Below are 18395 nucleotides of genomic sequence, written 5' to 3' on the forward strand. Positions count from 1 at the left end.
CTGTTATTTTTATTTCTTTTTGTCGATACTTTTGTTATATTAAAGGAAAGTAATAATCAAAAGGGAATGATTATTTTGAAAAATATTTACTTAGTTCGACATTGTTCTGCAGATGGTCAGCATAAAGATTCTCCTCTAACAAAACAAGGGCTTAAACAATCACGCGACCTGTGCCGCTTCTTTATGGACAAAAATGTGAAGATAGATAGTATTATTTCAAGCCCTCATTTACGTGCAATAGAAAGTATTAAGCCGTACGCCAATGAGAAGAATCTTTCTATTGAGATAGAGGAAGCCTTGATGGAACGTATCCTAAGTGAGGAACCTCTCGAGGACTGGATGGACATTCTTGAAGACTCGTTCTCGGACTATGATTTTAAAATAAGTGGTGGTGAATCTTCCAATGAAGCATTATCTAGAGCGAATCGTGTACTACATAAAGTTCTCGAGGATGATGCTTTAAGAAATGTCATTATGGTCACCCATGGCAACTTACTTTCACTAATAATCAGTCAATATGATTCCTCGTTTGGTTTCCGTCAATGGATGAAGTTACAAAATCCAGATGTTTACCGACTGACTATAGCTGACCAAGATAAATCCCTAGAACATTTATGGAATGGCTCTTTATACGTATAGGGAGGCGATTAGAATCCCTAACGTTTGTTGATAAATCTCTTCAAAGTCTTCTATAGGTAATGGATTTACACCACTGCCTAACTCTACAGTAAAGCCGGGTCTTCTAAATTCCTGTATAAACCAATCCTTATAACCTGCATAGCTGTCTGTATATTGTATTGGTGTGTATCCAGAAACGCGTGCATACTCATTCACAATTGTTTCAGATATAGATGGTTCAAATCCCTCAAACCCCCAAAAAATTACCTTTCCTTGTGTATGTAGTGCATTCATTATTTCTATTTTCCTACTGTACTGCAGATCTGCCATAGCAATAGCTTCCGGTTCTGATAATGGATACGGACCAGGATAATCCCTCGGTTGAGGTGTATTTGGCTTTCGGTCTCTTTCAATTTCCCATAAGGCTGGAAATTGATTATTTAAATCAACTCCATTTATATTAGCCTTCCAGTCAGTGAAGTCTTCGCTCTGATTATTTATCCTCAACACTTGCTCTCTTAATTCTCCAGCCGCATTTGCTCCATTTATAACTAAGTTCACGCCATCAGGATTCACCATTGGTACGAGAGACAGCCGTGTACGATTAAAAAGGGGAAACATAAATAAACCACGAATAGGAACATTATTTGTAAGGGACATGGCATATTCGTTCAAAAATCTCAATATCACTGGGGTAGTAATCCATTCATTAGCATGAAAGGAGCCATTGGTATGGATTTCTCTCGTTCCTATTCCAATCTGTACTTCAATAATTTCCTTTCCTAATACCGAGCTTCCAATAGACCCACTTGTAATAAAAGGATAAATAGATAGTAACTGGTTTAAATCTTCTCGCATTTTTTCATACGTATAATTACTTATATCATTCACGATCATGGTTGTAACTCGTTCTGGAAGTAGAATAATTTGCCCAACCTGTAAATAGGCAGGGTTTGCACTTTGATTTAACAATTGAATCGTATCCAAAGGAATATTATTTGCCATAGCTATTGTCCACAGGGTATCATTTTCTTTAATTATGTAATCTCTTATTTGGTAGCCTGGTATCCGAATGATATCTCCAACACTTAATTGATTATTTGTCGCTTGGGGATTGGAGGCCTCTATTAAAGTGAGGGAAATTCCGAATAATTGGCTATAATACCATAGTGAGTCCCCGGGTCGAACTTGTACTTCCATACATTAACCCCTTTCTTTAACACATCTATTAACTGAAACTTTAATTTATTATTATTAAATAGTATGATTAATAAAAGGAAAGATGAGTGTTTCTTTCCAAGAATAGAGTATAATGGTAGTAGGATAATAATCCAGTACTGGTTAAAAATGGTGTTTTTGTTTCCGAAATACGTTATACTGAAAAAGTTATGAACTACATACTCTAATATTAGTAGGAGGAGATACAATTGGCATTTGTCATTACATCACCTTGTAAAACGGAAAAAGCTGGAGAATGTGTCGAGGTTTGTCCCGTTGATTGTATAGAAGAAGGAGAAGATATGTTCTTTATCGATCCGGATATTTGTATAGATTGTGGAGCGTGTGAAGCAGTTTGCCCAGTAGAAGCTATCTTTATGGAAGATGAAGTTCCTGAAGCAGAAAATGAATATATTGAGTTAAACCGTAAGTTTTTCCAAGGTTAAGTTTTCCAGCCCACCATACACTGTATGGTGGTTTTCTTTTTGATATAATTTGGCTATTTCTGGGAATACTGATAATAATTTCAGTATATGAGAAAGGAAGAATCAAAATGACTCAATCAGAAATGCCCGCTTTTCCTGAATCTTATTGGCATGACTCCGTAAAATTTCCTACGTTTTCTAAGGTAGAGGGAACTATTAAGTCTGAAGTCGTCATTGTCGGTGCTGGCATTACCGGAATAACAGCAGCATATCATTTATCACAGCAAAACGTTAAAGTAGTAGTGTTGGAGGCAGGTTTGATTGGAAATGGAACAACCGGTCATACTACAGCAAAGATTACCGCACAGCACGGAATAATATATGATGAATTTATTCAACACTTTGGGTTGGAAGGTGCTGCAAAATATTATAAGGCACAATCAGAAGCCAAAGCATATATAAAAGATACTATTAATAAATTACATATTTCGTGTGACTATAAAGAAGAGGATGCGTATATTTATACCAACCAAGATAATTATCTTTCCACTTTAGAAAAAGAGAAAGCTGCTTATGATCAATTAGGGATTGAAGGAGAAATGACAAATCATATTTCTTTACAGGTTCCGCATAAGGCGGCGCTAATCATGAAGAATCAGGCACAGTTTCATCCACTTAAATACCTAAAAGCATTAGTTGAGGAATGTACCAAAAATGGTGTGGAATTTTACGAGAATACGACAGCAATGGATATGGAATACAATACGGCACCCGCAGTTATAACAAGAGACGGACATCGTGTTTACGGTAAACATATTATTGCTGCCTCACATTTCCCTTTTTACGATAAAGAGAGCTTTTATTTTACTCGAATGTATCCCGAACGATCGTATATTATAGCTATGAAAGCAGAGGACGAATATCCAGGTGGTATGTACATAACTGCCGAATCGCCAACGCGCTCCATCCGTTCTGCGACCATTAACGGGGAAACGATTTGGATAATTGGCGGAGATAGTCATAAAACAGGGCAAGGTAAATCAACAATAAAACATTATGAGAGTCTGAAAGCATTTGCAGATAGTCATTTTCGGGTAAAAGATTATATATATCGTTGGTCAGCACAGGATTTAACAACGATGGATAAAATGCCTTACATCGGGGCTATTAAAAACACAGATGCTTCTATTATGGTAGCCACCGGCTTCAGAAAATGGGGAATGACCAATGGTACGATTGCCGGGAAAATTCTCGCAGATAAAATTCTTGGCGTGAAGAACGATTATGCTAGTGTTTTTATTCCATCCAGATTTCATAGCGACCCAGATTTAAAGAAATTCATGGAAATTAATGCAGACGTTGCTAAGCATCTATTAAAAGGGAAACTTGAATTTACAGATAACTCGATTGAAAAACTACAACCGGATGAGGCGACAATAACTCGTATTGATGGACAGCGAACAGGTGTTTATAAGGATAAACATAATAAGCTATTCGCTGTAGATACCACATGTACCCATCTTGGCTGTGAGGTTGAGTGGAACTCAGGAGACCGCTCATGGGATTGCCCATGTCATGGGTCAAGATTTTCAATTACAGGAGAAGTAATGGAAGGACCAGCAAAAAAACCACTGAAACAGAGAAAAGTATAATTGCCCATAAGAAAAAAGCAACTCAATACTGTTGCTTTTTCTTATGGGCAATTTTTTTGCAGTATAATTTTAAAAATACCTTAAGAATAACGCTAATTTTTTTAAAAAATTAGATTCCTATATTATAATATAATAGGAATCTTTTAATAACTGCAGCCAATCTTATAATTTACCATTGTAATAAAAGAGATTGGAAAGAGGAAAGGAATTTTAGATTTTGAGAATAGCACTTGTCACAGAAACATTTTTACCTTCAACCGATGGAGTAGTAACACGTCTAACACAAGCAATCAAATACCTTCAGAGACAGGGACATGAAGTTCTAGTCATAGCACCTGATTTAGGCGTATATGAATATGAAGGTGCGAAGGTGGTAGGAATTAAACCAATTACTTTACCCTTTTATCGATCTAAGAAGTTTGCGCCTCCGTCTATCAAAGTAAAAAAGATCATTGAAGAATTTCAGCCAGATATAGTGCACGCAGCAAATCCTGCATTGGTTGCAGCGTCAGCGGTAAGATATGCAAAGCAATTAAATTTGCCGTTAATTGCCTCCTATCATACCCACGTTCCTAAATATATGGATTATTACAAGATTTATAAACCGGCTAAACCTCTTATGTGGGCTTGGATTAGAAAGCTGCATAATTCGGCGAATCTTAATCTGTGTACATCTGGAGCGATAAAAGACGAATTAGTTGAACAGAATATTAAGAACTTACATGTGTTACAACGTGGGGTAGACGTAGAAAACCGTCATCCGAAGTTTTATGATGAGAAAATGAGAGATCGATTAACAAAGGGCGATCAGTCCAAGAAATTGCTTATTTTTGTTGGTAGACTTGCAATTGAAAAAGAGATACATAAAATTAAACCATTATTAGATGCACGAGATGATTTAGCGCTTGCTATTATTGGGGATGGTCCAGCCAGAAATGAGCTGATGCACATTTTCAAGGACACAAATACCGTTTTCACAGGCTTTTTACATGGTGAGGAGTTATCTAAAGCATTTGCTTCAGGAGATGCATTTGTATTTCCATCTGTTACAGAAACACTAGGATTAGTAATTTTAGAGGCAATGGCTTCAGGACTGCCAGTGGTAGCTGCAAAAAGCGGACCAACGATGGAGCAAATTATTGACGGTGAAACGGGATTATTATTTGAAAATGAAAATGTAGAAAGTATGATGGCTGCAATTGATAGATTAGAAAATCAAGCGCATTTAAAAGAAATGAAACAAAACGCCAGACAAGAAGCTGAAAAATTTGCTTGGGATAAAGCATCACAACAATTATTCCAATATTACCAGCAAACGATTGAGATACATAATAAAAATACGGCCGTACAGAAATAATTGTACGCCGTATTTTTATTTCAAATATATTGATAGCAATATCTGAGATAAAAAAAATTTAAATTTTTATCTCAATATCTTAAGTTTACTTATATATTGAGATGGATTTTGGCTTTTTTAGGATTACTTCCTATAATAAAGATTATGTTAACTAGTAAAATTATAAAGAAATAAACAGCTATATTAGTAACTGTTTTTTCATCCCCCTATTCTGTTAATAATATCTAAGTTATGTTTAAAAAGATCATCGTTTTTATACCATCTTTTTGGTGTTTCTGGTTTTATTCCTATACATTCACACGTTAAATTTATAGAATTAGTCAAAGCGAAAATCACTAGGAAATTCAGTTTACGCCTTCTAATTCCTGAATTTGTGTTATCTAAATGTCTATCATTTAGATCTTCTAGCTTAGCTAATTCTTTGTCGAACATCTTATACTTACGTAGCAAATATAGTTCTTTATCTTTGTATATCCAGTTTGAGAATCTTTTTACAGATCTTCTGCCTCTAATATGAAGTCTAAAATTATTTTCTTGTCTAACCAATTGCGGAAAAAATCTTTCCTCACTAGCAGTTCATGTAGAACATTTATAAACACTTCAGAACCAGAAACAAAGGTCACTGTATACTTTTCATAGTTAATATATCCATCCCCATCAAAAAATCCACGAATAAAATGATTCAAAAATCGCCCAGGTACTTGAGGAAACTGTAGTGTACGGGATTTATTCGCTGTCATTCCATGTATTTCAATTAGATCATCTTTCATAATTTTGCTATTCAAATTTAAAATATAAACACCAGTTTTCTTATTTTGCTGGATTGGATGATTGGATCCAAGCTCTTTTCTAATATCTTCTAAAATATATTTTTCCTTTTGCGCAAAGCTTACTAATTGGTTTTTCCCAGAAATCATCCCATCAGCAGCAAAAAACCCTAAAATATAAGCCATATTGTTGGACCATATTTTAAAATAATTTTCATTCAATGTATATTTCCGTTTCCAGCTACCTCTTGCCCGTTTTTTTATTTTATTATCGTCTAATATCATGTTTACATATCGAGATGATATATTAGCAAGCTTTGCTATAGTTGTTGTGCTTTCCCCTTGTTGATAAAGAGTAATAATTTCCTCGGTTGTTAATGTTCGCTTCCTGTTACTCATGACACGTCGCCCTCCCTTGTAGAACGTTTGTTCCCTTTTTGGTAATTATACCATATGTTACGTGTTATTATTAAATTATTTTAAAGAATAAAGCACATTACTTTGTTTACTTACCTAGAATTCAAGTTCACCAACTTTTAGGATGGAAATATTTATTAAATATAATAAAAAATCAAAACAAGAACAAGTAGCTCTTGTTTTGATTGACTAGAAATCAGTCGATATTACATTCAACATCTTATCTATTAAATCTTCAGGAGAAACCTTGGGCTCTCCCCCGCCTTGTGCAAAGGAATCACTTCCTCCGCCTTTTCCATTAATTGCAGGCAAAACATCCTTTAATAGTTGATTCATATTTTGATCAAGATCTTCACTTCTCGCACAAATAACTTGAAGCTTTTCTTCCTTTTTATTTACAAATAGAACTAAAATACTGTCTTCATTTTGTGTGATATGTTTTGCTAATTGTTGGAGCTCTGTGATTGATCTATCGATAGATATATTTTTCACTAAATGAAAATGATCTGTATCTATTGATTCTTCAATGAGCTTGCTTCCTTCCTGCTTTAAAATCTCCATTTTTAATTCACTAATCGTTGCTTCAAAGATCTTTTGTTGCTCTATCAACCGCTTTGCTGCAGACTCTAAATCCTCTTGAGGAGCATTTAACAAAGGGGTTAACCGTTGGATAATCCGATGTTTTTCGTGCAGCTGCTTGAGTACTCTTGTTCCACAAACAAAATGAATCCGTATCTTTTTCTTTTGCTTTTCCCACTGAAGAATCTTTAACTGATTTACCTGGCCCGTGCTATTTGGATGTGTGCCGCCACAGCCATTATAGTCAAATTCAGGGATAATAACGAGACGAATATTATCTGTGACAGATAACGCCTTTCTTAATGGATATTGATGGATTTCATCTTCGGTTACCCATTTAGTTTCGATCGGTCGATTCTCTAAAATGATTTGGTTCACTCTTTCTTCCGCTTTATTGGCTTCCTCCTCTGTAAGCGTTGTAATGTCAAGGTCAACCGTACATGTTTCTGTACTTAAGTGGAAGCTCACTGTTTTATAACCAAATAGTTCTTCAAAACTAGCGGATAATATATGTTGGCCAGCATGCTGTTGCATATGATCTAAGCGACGTATCCAGTTTACCTTTCCGTAACAGCTATCTTCTTGTAAGGGTACATCGATAAAGTGCCTAATCTCCCCTTCTACATCCTCTACGTCATATACTTGTACATGATTCAACGTCCCTATATCATGGGGTTGTCCACCGCCAGTTGGGTAAAATGCCGTCTTATCCAAGACTACGTAAAGACGCCCTTTTTGATCTTGTCCTTTATGAAGAATTTTGGCTGAGAAAGTATCTATGTATGGATCTTGATAGTATAATCTTTCAGTATGCATGAAATCACTCCTTAGCAAGCATTAATTTACTAGAAAAGTATTATAAACTCTTACTATTAGATAGTCTAATAAATATAAATATAGCTATAAAAGAATACAACATAATCCAGATAAATGGAAAAGTTGATAATTCAAGGATGGATTCCCCGCTCCAATTCATTAGTGGTAATTGAGTTATTACGGAAGGAGGGATAATCCAAACGATATTCCTTATAGTATGAGGTAAAATACTATATATCCCTATTGCTGAAATCGATATGGTAAGAGTTAATGCTAATCCACCGTAGGAATTAATTGGGCTGCTCATTAAATTCCTACTAAATAAACTGCCAACACTCAAACCTAGTAAAGATAAAAGCAGATGATTAATAAAAGAAATAAAACCGATCTGTATCGAAACGGATTCACTAAACATTTGGAAAACGATTGGATATACAAAAGCAAATAAACTCAGCCCTAAACCAATCATAAAGGTGGTAAGCAATTTAGATAAGTAATAACGAGTCCTGCTCTGCATATGGAGAATGATAATTTGAGTCTGGACTGGATCGTCTAATGCTAAAACGCTAATCGCTAGCCAGGAGGAAATGATGTAAAGAAATAAAGCAGTCACAGCATAGCTGTCAATAATTGGATTTGGGGTGTAAGTATAAAATAGGACGATTAAAATGATATACATAGCGATTGGTAAGAAATATTTATGAGATCGTATATAATCCCTTAAACTATACTTTGCTAATTCAATCATTATCATCTCTCCTAGTCTTGGGATATCCCAGGTGAATAATCTTCGTTATATTTAATAGAGTTAGTTGAAACAGCTTCTATACTGCCTTTCTGCTCAAGTACTCTAGCTAAAATTTTATCGCTATTATTTTGATAAACATAAAGGATCAAGTGATCTTCCTTTTGATCTACCTTTACAACTTCTGTCCAATTCTTCACAGCAGATATGTCAATATGCTTTACTTCAATAACTTTTAATTTCTCTTTAATTGAGGAAGCAGGGTCCTTTATATAAATATTCTTATCTTTTATGAAATAAGTTGTATTAATCTTTTCCCTACCCCATTATTGCCAAGGATTCCAATACATTCGCCCTCTTTGATTGATAATGAAATTTCTTCTAGTATTCCTTTATTAGCGTATTTTTTCGTTACATGTTCTAGTTCAATCAAATTATTCATTATAGGCTCCTGTCACAATTACCATTCAAAATGTATTTACATTTCATTATAACATTTAGATGGCAGTTAATATCAAAAAGCGCATGAGGAGAATGCGCTTTTTGATATTGTATGATTATTCTAATCTACCAGCCACTAGCTTTAACACGCACAAACCATTAAATGATTTCCATCTGAATCCTTAAAGTTAAAATAATGGCCAAATTGAATATCTGTCGTAAGCTCAATACCTTTCTTTTTCATCTCCAGATACGATTCTTCAATATTCTTTGAATTAAAATGAAATGCTGGGACTTTGTAAATGGATTCTGGATCATAGATTTTACTATCTAGCACAATTTGAGGGTTTTTCATTGGAATAACATATAAATGGCCATGCACAATTTCCCCTTCTGGTTCAATCCCTAGTAAATCACAATACCAATCTCTGGCTTTTTCAATATTACTGACTGGAATAAACAATGCACCAACTTCTTTTTCGATCATAATTCGGCCTCTCCCTTCTATTAACTCGCCCTATAATAATTCGTTAACAGGCAATGCATTTCCTCCTATATTACAAGAAGACAGATGAACATATTCATCTGTCTTCTTGTAATATTTCTATGAAAGTAAAGTGTTAATAGCAATCTCTTCCTTACAGTTTGTGCATTCTACGGCATTCACAGGATAATCATCTTTAACATCAAGTGTGGAATGACAGCTTTTACAGCGTAAATCCACATATTCCATATACTTCTCCAGTATATAGCGAGGGTTGCTGTTGCTTCCACAATATGAGCAAATAAGCTTGGTAGCCCCATTACTAGAAACGTCAATCTTCCTGTTACTGCGACAGTTTGGACATTGTGCCCATGTTGCCACATATTGATGTAAGGAGTAGTCAGGACGCTGGCTTATTACTTTTTGCTGTTCTCCTTCATTTGAGTGCACTGGTTCTTCTAAACTTAAAAACTGATTGAGAAGCTCAATTACATTACTAGCAGCAAGTCTGCAGGTCAAATATGGTTCTTCAATAGCAGAATTAAAGGAAAGCCCATGCATAATCGGACTTCCAACCCAGAGTGTCGATCCGTCGATTTCTATAAATGACATTGCAATGTCCCTAGGAATAAGTGCATAAGAACGGAGCAAAATATCCTGCTTTCTTGAAGTAATGAACGTTATGTCCACACGGCGACTTATCGCCTGTAATAATTGCCAAAGTTTAGTATTGATTTTTGCTGGAAAGGGAGCCGAAATGGTTATCTTCTTAGCAGCCTTTAGGTCCCTTGCCAATCTATCGAAGGGTTCGCCTTCAAACCATTGAAGATCAGGATGGAATGTATCTGCTAATATCCTTGGTAAATCCTTTTTGGTATAGCTTCCATTCATGGTTTCTAAATGATCGGATAAGGCACGAACAGCTTTCTCTTGTGGAATTCTAGATTTAATATATTGTCGATCTGCTATCGTAATGAATTTCCCTTTAGCTCTTGTTACCGCAACATTGATTAAACGGTCGCTTTTAGAATTGGTTAAAAGAATGCTTGGACGTTGTTGCGGGTAGCTATCTACCTGGTCAAAGATAATAATATCTCGCTCAGAACCTTGAAATGTATGAATCGTCGCTGCGATGACTCTATCGGTATCAATTTGTTTCCGGTTATCTGGAAGAAGTGCGTCGATACAGGCATTCACCAATTTTGTTTGGGCTCGATAAGGGGAAATATAGCCGATGCTTCCATTTCCTTTACCTGAAAGAATAAGTTGCATGGCTAATAACGCAGATACTACATTAAATCGAGAATCGGTTGCAGTATCCTTCAGACAATAAGTACCCGACTTAGAAGTATCTACTAATACCGAAGCTTCATTCGGAAAAGGCAGCTTATGGACAATCTGCTCTCGTTTTTTCACCATAGCCTTATCATCTGAAACCATGTTTTTATAGATAAATTGATTTGTGAAGCTTGATATATCAGGATGCATTCTTCGTTGTGTTTTCAGCATAAAAAGATTTGGGTGAGAAAGACCAGCATCTACAGCATCAATAATTTTGGTAACTTTGAAAATATCATTCCGAAGCCATTTTTCTACCAATCGATGCTTCGCTTGAGCAATCGGTGCAAGCTGTTTAAAATCTCCACAAACAATTAGCTTCTTCCCTAACGATGCTGCAAAGGCAATTTGGGGAATGTAGGCCATACTTACTTCATCAACCACAATCATGTCATATTCATTTTTAAAAACAAAAGGGTCAATGATCGCTTTTGCTAAAGTAACTCCGAGTACTTTAGCGTTTGCAGCAAGCTCGCCTTCTTTTTCCTTTCGCTGCATACGAATTTTCCTTAATTCAGAATCACTGTATTGTCCTTTTCCAAGTGAATAAGTGTCTACTTGTAGATGTGGATATTCTCGTACAATAATATCTTGAGACAATACATCCCGAAGTGTTTTTAGTTTCTCATTGGTACTAAAACCATATCGTACTATTTCTCCGGATTTCCAGCTTTTCTTTTGCTGTACTATCTTCGCTATCTCTTCTACAAGGACATCCACTGCAGCATTACTTTGTGCCAAAACCAATATTTTCTTACCGGATTGATAGTGCCTGGCAATCATTCTTGCTAGTGTATATGTTTTACCAGTACCAGGAGGTCCCCAAATATAAGTAGTAGGATTATATTTTGCACGAAGAATAACTTCATGCAAAGGGTTTTTAGCCTGAGGATGTTTCGCTTTCGATTTACCTGAAATCGCCCTTGCCATTCTTTTTGATTTTATGGAATGTCCTAGACTCTCTTGCAATCGGTTTGTTAGAGCAACTAATAATTCCCATGACTCACTTATTAATAAGGCTTCTTCTATCTCTTTCCGATTATATGAATCAATTTTAACGATCAAATCGTATCCATTAGTTGAAAGCACTTCACCTTGGTAATCTTCATTTTGAATTCTGAGTACGACCGGAGAGCCATCCGGCAAACGTGCTTCCTCAAGAGCCCTAAACCAGTAAATAGCTTCTTTTTCATACCGGCTAATCATTTCTCCGTTAAAAAGCGGAAGCTTCCTTCCTCCCTGCTTCTTGTTCTCTTCTATTTCAATTTGTAAAGCTTTCTTCCAAATCAGTATTATGTCTTCCATTGTTGCCATGTTGATGTCCTTTCCATTCTAAAAGGTTTCTTAATGTCTAGGTATTGAGTTAAGCTATAGACGAACACCTACGTTCCAAATCATGCAGATAGAAACTTTTTATCTAGTAAATAACTATTTTATCATACTTTTAACTGGCAAAATATTTCCATATTTTCCCAAATTAGATGGAATTTAAGCGACATATAAGTTAAAATAGTACATAATAATCAGGTAAAATATCACAAAAATACCTTAGATTAACACTGAGTTTACGAAAAGTTAATATTTCAGTTGTACAATATAAATAGAGTGGTTAAAGATAGATAGCAGTAACTCAAAATTCTATAAATTCCTGAGGCCAAATCCTCCATTTATGTCCTTCCACTTTAATTTATGCATAGAAGGCCCTAACAAAGGATTTGAACTATGGAATTCTTTGCTATGTACTACTGAAACAATCATCATATATAGGGAAAATAATAAATTTATTGAAGAATACAGAGGGGACTTTTTATGCATATCGTAATTGGAGATATTGCAAGGGAAGCAATCACCGTAACACCAACTACAAGGTGTGAAAAGGTTTATTCGACATTTGTTGAACAGCCTTCCATAGAGGGGATTGTAATAGTTTTAGAGGCACAGCCTATTGGTCTGGTAATGCGGACCAGCTTCTTTCAAAAGCTATCAACCAAATATGGGTTCGATCTTTTTATGCAGCGCCCTATTGAACTGGTGATGGACCGTGAATTGTTAACTGTGGATTATACGACAGCGTTAACAGAGGTGAGTACCCTTGCAATGGAACGTAAGCAAGAAAGTCTTTATGATTATGTGATCGTGACGAAGCAAAAACAACTTTATGGAGTTGTTAGTATTCGTGAACTAATCATGAAGCTTTCAGAAGTACAAATTAATATCGCTAAGTATTCGAATCCATTAAGCGGATTACCTGGTAACCATATTATTGATTCAACCTTAGAAAAAGTGCTGGGTTATCAGCGATATACGGTATTTTATATTGATCTTGATAATTTTAAAGAATTCAATGATACATATGGTTTTAAAGAAGGCGATGAATTAATTAAAGAAACTGCCAATATTATTCAAAATACAATTACTACTAATAGCAAACATTTTGTTGGACATATTGGGGGCGATGATTTTATTGCTGCTGTTCCCCACTATCTGCATGAGGATATCTGCAGATTGATTATTTCCAGGTTTGAACAAGCCATTTTACGTTTTTATCGCAATGAAGATATTCAGCGCGGATATGTAAAAACCTTAAACCGAAAAGGAGAACTAGAGAATGTTCCATTGGTAAGTATATCCATCGCTGTTATACAGAATAAACATGTATCTATCTCGTCTGTTGATGCATTAAGTAAAGAAGCGGCAGCTGTAAAAATGAAGTGTAAAGCCACAGAAGGTAGTGTATTTCTTACTTTAGATGACATTCAAAAACAAATATATTGAAATAAAAAAGATCGAGCACATTGTTCGATCTTTTTTTATATGTATTGAATTGCTTTATTTATATAATTACCTGGCAAAGTGCCTGTATGGAGTGTTGGTCGAGGTTTACCCAAAGCATAACCTTGCCCAAAATCCACTCCCATCTTACGCAAGTAAGCAAATTCCTCGGCAGTTTCTATACCTTCCGCTATTACTTTTGTACGAAATTTAAAAGCAAATTCCAGAATAAGTTCGACTAAGTGCTGCTTTTCTGTTTGCTCCTCTATATTCCGAATCAGTGACTTATCGATTTTAATATACTCTGGCTTCAAATAAAGCAGTGTTTGCAAGCTATTATAACCTGTTCCCGCATCATCTACGGCAATTTGGAAACCTCGTTCCCTGTAATCCTCTATAATCTTTTCGAACTTCGCATAATTAACTACCGCTTCTTTTTCAGTAAGCTCAAGTACAATTTGGTTAGCAGCAATATTGTGATTGCTTAATAAATCTAGTGTAATTCCTTCTTGATAACTCGGATCGGCTAATACTTGGGGCTGAATATTGAGAAAGATAATAGCGTCATCCTTCTTACTTAGTGAATTAACCTGCTTTTGATATCTTTCTAAAGCTAAGTTTCGGATAAAACGTTCTACTAAAAACAAATGTTTACTTTCTCCCACATAATCGTAAAATGAATCGGTAGTCGGAAAGTTAGGCGTTTGCTCAGGACGGTTTAATATCTCATAACCAATCGTTGAACCATTATGTAGAGAAACAATCGGTTGGAAAAAGGTTTGGAACCTTTCTGTATGTAAAAGACGTAAAATTTCTTCATTTTTATTAAAATCCTGGTATATTGATTTGCGATTTGCACTTAAATATCGGATAAAGTGCATCGATTTATTAATCAGATTTGTTTTCATAGTTCCACCTTTAGCTGAATAAAGTTGTCGTGATGCTTATTCTAATTTTAAAGGTTAAATATTAAGGAACCTATTAAGTTATGTTAATTTAATGTAAAGAATAAAGCTTATTAGTATCTTTGCTTTATTTCAAAAACTCTACTTGAAAAATGTTGATAGTTGGGTTAGTTTACAAGAGTTAAGTTTATATATTTGCAGCAAATTTTAGTCTATGTTGTTACACTGTCTCAGATGTAAAATTAAAAAAATGATGAGAAAACGAATTATAAAAGGGTTCAAGTATATGAGTTTCGACTTCTTCTATGGTCGCTTTTCCCAAGGTTCCAGCCTACCTACAGTATGGATGAGTTTCTTATCCTCCATCGCTTGGATTACTCCATTCGATATTTCTGAATCTGTCAGCCATCTTGACTGATTCCCATTGTTGATGACAAAACCGAGCTGTATCTGGTGATACGTACACTGACTGGGTACATTTGCTCTCTCTTTCATTTCACTGAAATTAGCACTGCTTCCCAGTATATGATATAAATCCCAGTGCAGATCACACTTTGTTACTTCCTCTATGATTGTGAACAAAGCTTTTTTTCCTATGGAATGAATCCACGCAACAACTAAAGAAATTGGACCATTTATCTCAATACATACACGAAGTTTTTCTTCTAATGTGAAGGTATCTGTATAGTCTACATACAATGGAGTGATTAATGAAGGATCGTTTGCCTCCATGATCAATCGTTCCATCCTCTCTTGACTTCTAGCGATAATCGATACGTGGTAACCGTTTTGAGTTAGCCATAAGGAAGTGGTCTTTAACATTCCTGTTCCGCCAACAACTAAAGCATGTTTCATTTTTTTCTCCCCTTTAATAATTTAGTCATCATATCTAATAAAAAAAGATTTATTCATTCACCTGATGTCTTAGGAAAATGGAAACTTAGACGACTATGCAGATTATAGTAACTAAGTTATAAATAAACTAAGGAAGAATATATCCAATATATATTAACATATTATTAATCAGATAGTTTAATATATTCACTTTTTAGTAACCAATAATGTTACAATATAATCATACACTCATAAAGATTACTAAGTAAAGTTAACAAAAAGGCAACGCCACCTTAATATGTATAAAGTATAATGTGTTCTAAAGGAGATGTATTTAAAAAAGGAAATTATGGGGGGATTACATGAAAAATGCAAAATTAAACTGGGTTCGTTTACCTATTGGAGAAATTGAAAACTGTCGTGATCTTGGCGGTTACAACACTGCATACGGGCAGCAAACAAAATGGCACGCATTTTTAAGATCCAGTGAATTAAGTAAACTAACAACAGAAGATATTGCCTTTCTAAAAGAGTACGGAGTCAATACCGTCATAGACTTAAGAAGAAAAGATGAAATTGAACAATTCTATAATCCACTAGCAGACTTAAATTCTTTCACTTATCACAACATCTCCTTTATTACAGAACGAGCTTCTGATATTACAAGATACCGTGACAACGCAGATTTCTTTACAATGGGGGATTTCTATATAGAGCTCCTTAAGCAGCATAATACTGTAAAAGCTCTATTTGAAACAATTGCATCTGCGGAGGAAGGTTGTGTGCTGTTTCACTGCCAGGTCGGCAAAGATAGAACAGGTGTATTAGCAATGCTGTTGCTTTGGCTTGCAGGCGTTGTTAAGAAAGATATTGTATCCAATTATGAAGTCTCCTTCTCTAATCTGGAATCTCTTCATGAGTTGAAATTAAAGGTAGATAATCCTAGATTTCTAATATCAGATCGTGAGGATATATTAAAAGCTTATGACTATGTGTACGAAAACTTTGGAGATGCGGAGAATTATCTTAAACATATCGGATTAACAGAGGAAACAGTCGAATTGGTTAAGGAACGATTTATTGAGGACTATCAAGATGTACCAGTAGCGGCTGCTATTGAAGATTAAAACACGGTAGTGGGATTGATATTGCCCTCTATCCTCATTTTAAATTTCAAAGAGAAAAAACAACGCCCATTCTAACTAAGATAGGCGTTGTTTTTGGTTGGATTATACAATCTCATAATGTTTATGTCCTACTATCGTCTTGTTTCCTTCAAATATTTGATCTGTTTTATTTTCTGTGATTTTTACCATAACAGAATTCGTATAAATTTTTTCTACGATTCCTTTTACTCCAGATTTAAATGCGATTTTATCGCCAATTTCAGCATGGTGATTCATACTCACGCCGCATCCACCCTTATTAAAGTATTTTTGTATCTTAACTTAATGATATATTAAATTTTGTGAATAAGAAAGTTAAATGGCAACTATCTGTTAATCGATTCTCTACCTTACATCATCCATGGACTTTACCACAGTGTGTGCAATTGGTTTCCATTCTACATCTCTAAATAGGGCCACTAGTGCTATTGGGATATATGTAAACATGAATAATGGAAAAGTGACTGTATACCATATTTTCTTCCAACTTGAGCAATGGATCTTCTTCCATTCACTAATGGTTGTAATAAGTCCCAAAATATACAAAATACCATAATACCATCCAAAAGCCTTAAACATTGCAGCAGAAGTTGCTTGTATAATCTCTTTGCTATCAAAGATCCCCGCGATACCAGCTAAATAGAATAGAAGATTAATTGAGATGGTAAAACAGGAAATCAGCATGGCTGGCATAATCGTCATGGTCATATCAAAGCAGGAGAATCGATTTCGCTTACCTTTAAATATATGACGTACTAAGTCTTTTCCATACTTTGAAAAGACCTGATAAAATCCCTTGGCCCATCTTAAGCGTTGATTCCAGGATTGCTCAAATGTCACCGGCTGTTCATCATAGAATACGGCATTACGACAGTAGCCTATTTTCTCTCCTTTGATAATTTGCGATACGGAAAACTCAATATCCTCTGTAAGGAGATGGTGTATCCATCCCCCATTTTTTCTAATCAAATCTGAGTGAACTAGAAATCCTGTGCCTGAAATAGCGCAGCTGGTATTTAGAGTCATTCTGGGGAGATTAAGGTACTCCGCTTCGTGTAAGAACCATAATCCGTATCCGGCCGAAATCCAATTCTGGTCATAATTTTTAGAATTACGATAGCTGGTAACGACACGATACCCACTGTTAAAGGTCTTATTCATTTCCGCTAAGTAATTCTCATCCAGCAAATTATCAGCATCGAATACAAAGTAACCTTGATATTGTTTCGATGCATATTCACGATCAATAATGTGAAATAGATAATCTAACGCATACCCTTTTCCAATTAAATCGAGATTAAACCTTTCAATTACTATCGCACCCGCATCTCTTGATACTTGGGCGGTGTTATCCGTACAATTGTCTGCAACTACAAAAACGTCAACTAAATCCTTAGGGTACTTCTGTTTTTTAATACTATCAATAAGATGGCCAATAACAAGTTCTTCATTTCTTGCCGCAATTATTACTGCGTATTTGTTTAATGGAGATTGATTTTGAATATTTTTTTGTCTTTTCCCTTTAAATAAAGCGACAAACATATAAAAAATTTGATAGGAATAGAACGCTGCAAATAACAAAAATGTAAAAAAATTAACGTTATGAACCAACGCTGTAATGTCTATATCCATGCCGATACCCCCGCGTCTTATGTAATGGTTTTTCTACCCAGTTTTTTACTTTTACTTACATGATGACAATCTAGAAGATTCTTTTTAATGAAAGGCATCGAGGCAATCATGCGCTATCTTATCCCCTAAGTGCTAAGTATAAAATAGTTATATAAATTTAAGATGAATAAGTTGTAAAAACTTGGTAAATTTTTTATCGTATAATATTTAAAAGCATTAGAAACAGCGT

16 protein-coding genes and 1 pseudogene are annotated in these 18395 nt (G+C 35.1%); 6 read left to right on the plus strand and 11 right to left on the minus strand.

Going from position 1 to position 18395, the window contains the following annotated elements:
- Positions 1 to 75: 75 nt before the first annotated feature.
- Entirely contained in the window at positions 76 to 639 is a 564-nt protein-coding gene (locus tag D8M04_RS02985) for a histidine phosphatase family protein (RefSeq protein ID WP_121521267.1), read from the plus strand.
- On the opposite strand, the gene D8M04_RS02990 is transcribed toward D8M04_RS02985, so the two are convergent.
- Positions 628 to 1818: a M14 family metallopeptidase gene (locus D8M04_RS02990; protein WP_121521269.1), complete on the minus strand. Its 1191-nt coding sequence runs from the start codon at positions 1816 to 1818 to the stop codon at positions 628 to 630. The two genes, D8M04_RS02985 and D8M04_RS02990, sit on opposite strands and share 12 nt — an antisense overlap.
- 227 nt (positions 1819 to 2045) lie before the next feature.
- On the opposite strand from D8M04_RS02990, the gene D8M04_RS02995 reads away from it, so the two are divergent.
- The 3 genes from D8M04_RS02995 (at position 2046) to D8M04_RS03005 (ending at position 5270) form a co-directional block, all read left to right on the plus strand.
- Positions 2046 to 2282, plus strand: coding sequence for a ferredoxin family protein (locus D8M04_RS02995; RefSeq protein ID WP_121521271.1), 237 nt, complete (start codon positions 2046 to 2048; stop codon positions 2280 to 2282).
- 107 nt (positions 2283 to 2389) lie between these two features.
- The gene (locus D8M04_RS03000) at positions 2390 to 3913 is read left to right on the plus strand and encodes an FAD-dependent oxidoreductase (RefSeq protein WP_121521273.1); all 1524 of its coding nucleotides are present in this window, start codon (positions 2390 to 2392) and stop codon (positions 3911 to 3913) included.
- 217 nt (positions 3914 to 4130) lie between these two features.
- Positions 4131 to 5270 carry a glycosyltransferase family 4 protein gene (locus D8M04_RS03005; RefSeq protein ID WP_121521275.1) on the plus strand — a complete coding sequence of 380 codons (1140 nt, stop codon included), beginning with the start codon at positions 4131 to 4133 and terminating at the stop codon, positions 5268 to 5270.
- A gap of 198 nt (positions 5271 to 5468) precedes the next feature.
- On the opposite strand, the pseudogene D8M04_RS03010 reads toward D8M04_RS03005, so the two are convergent.
- From D8M04_RS03010 to D8M04_RS03035, 6 genes and pseudogenes are all read right to left on the minus strand, one after another.
- Positions 5469 to 6436 (minus strand): annotated as a pseudogene (locus tag D8M04_RS03010) (LAGLIDADG family homing endonuclease).
- Between the two features lie 207 nt (positions 6437 to 6643).
- Positions 6644 to 7849, minus strand: a complete 1206-nt coding sequence (locus tag D8M04_RS03015; protein WP_121521277.1) for an alanyl-tRNA editing protein — start codon at positions 7847 to 7849, stop codon at positions 6644 to 6646.
- A gap of 40 nt (positions 7850 to 7889) precedes the next feature.
- A complete protein-coding gene (locus D8M04_RS03020; protein ID WP_121521279.1) occupies positions 7890 to 8597 on the minus strand; it encodes a hypothetical protein in 708 nt (235 codons plus the stop codon).
- 286 nt (positions 8598 to 8883) lie between these two features.
- Positions 8884 to 9036, minus strand: a complete 153-nt coding sequence (locus D8M04_RS03025; protein WP_121521281.1) for an ATP-binding cassette domain-containing protein — start codon at positions 9034 to 9036, stop codon at positions 8884 to 8886.
- Between the two features lie 141 nt (positions 9037 to 9177).
- A complete protein-coding gene (locus D8M04_RS03030; protein ID WP_121521283.1) occupies positions 9178 to 9522 on the minus strand; it encodes a VOC family protein in 345 nt (114 codons plus the stop codon).
- Positions 9523 to 9639: 117 nt separating this feature from the next.
- On the minus strand, positions 9640 to 12171 hold the full coding sequence (locus tag D8M04_RS03035) for an AAA domain-containing protein (RefSeq protein ID WP_121521285.1): 2532 nt from the start codon (positions 12169 to 12171) through the stop codon (positions 9640 to 9642).
- A 495-nt stretch (positions 12172 to 12666) separates the two neighbouring features.
- Here D8M04_RS03035 and D8M04_RS03045 point away from each other — a divergent pair, with 495 nt between their 5' ends.
- Positions 12667 to 13632: a GGDEF domain-containing protein gene (locus tag D8M04_RS03045; RefSeq protein WP_121521289.1), complete on the plus strand. Its 966-nt coding sequence runs from the start codon at positions 12667 to 12669 to the stop codon at positions 13630 to 13632.
- Between the two features lie 35 nt (positions 13633 to 13667).
- Here D8M04_RS03045 and D8M04_RS03050 read toward each other — a convergent pair whose 3' ends face one another.
- Both D8M04_RS03050 and D8M04_RS03055 read right to left on the minus strand, forming a co-directional pair.
- A complete protein-coding gene (locus tag D8M04_RS03050) occupies positions 13668 to 14537 on the minus strand; it encodes an EAL domain-containing protein (protein WP_121521291.1) in 870 nt (289 codons plus the stop codon).
- Between the two features lie 300 nt (positions 14538 to 14837).
- On the minus strand, positions 14838 to 15389 hold the full coding sequence (locus D8M04_RS03055; RefSeq protein ID WP_121521293.1) for a short-chain dehydrogenase: 552 nt from the start codon (positions 15387 to 15389) through the stop codon (positions 14838 to 14840).
- A 341-nt stretch (positions 15390 to 15730) separates the two neighbouring features.
- Between D8M04_RS03055 and D8M04_RS03060 the strand changes: the two genes are divergently transcribed.
- Positions 15731 to 16495, plus strand: a complete 765-nt coding sequence (locus tag D8M04_RS03060) for a tyrosine-protein phosphatase (protein WP_121521295.1) — start codon at positions 15731 to 15733, stop codon at positions 16493 to 16495.
- A gap of 102 nt (positions 16496 to 16597) precedes the next feature.
- Here the strand turns inward: D8M04_RS03060 and D8M04_RS03065 are convergent, their stop codons facing one another.
- Complete coding sequence (locus tag D8M04_RS03065; RefSeq protein WP_121521691.1) at positions 16598 to 16771, minus strand: DUF2187 family protein; 174 nt, start codon at positions 16769 to 16771, stop codon at positions 16598 to 16600.
- 108 nt (positions 16772 to 16879) lie between these two features.
- Positions 16880 to 18166: a glycosyltransferase family 2 protein gene (locus D8M04_RS03070; RefSeq protein ID WP_121521297.1), complete on the minus strand. Its 1287-nt coding sequence runs from the start codon at positions 18164 to 18166 to the stop codon at positions 16880 to 16882.
- Positions 18167 to 18395 lie beyond the last annotated feature (229 nt).

Origin of the sequence: Oceanobacillus piezotolerans, from assembly GCF_003665065.1 — a bacterium.
GTDB lineage: Bacteria > Bacillota > Bacilli > Bacillales > Amphibacillaceae > Oceanobacillus > Oceanobacillus piezotolerans.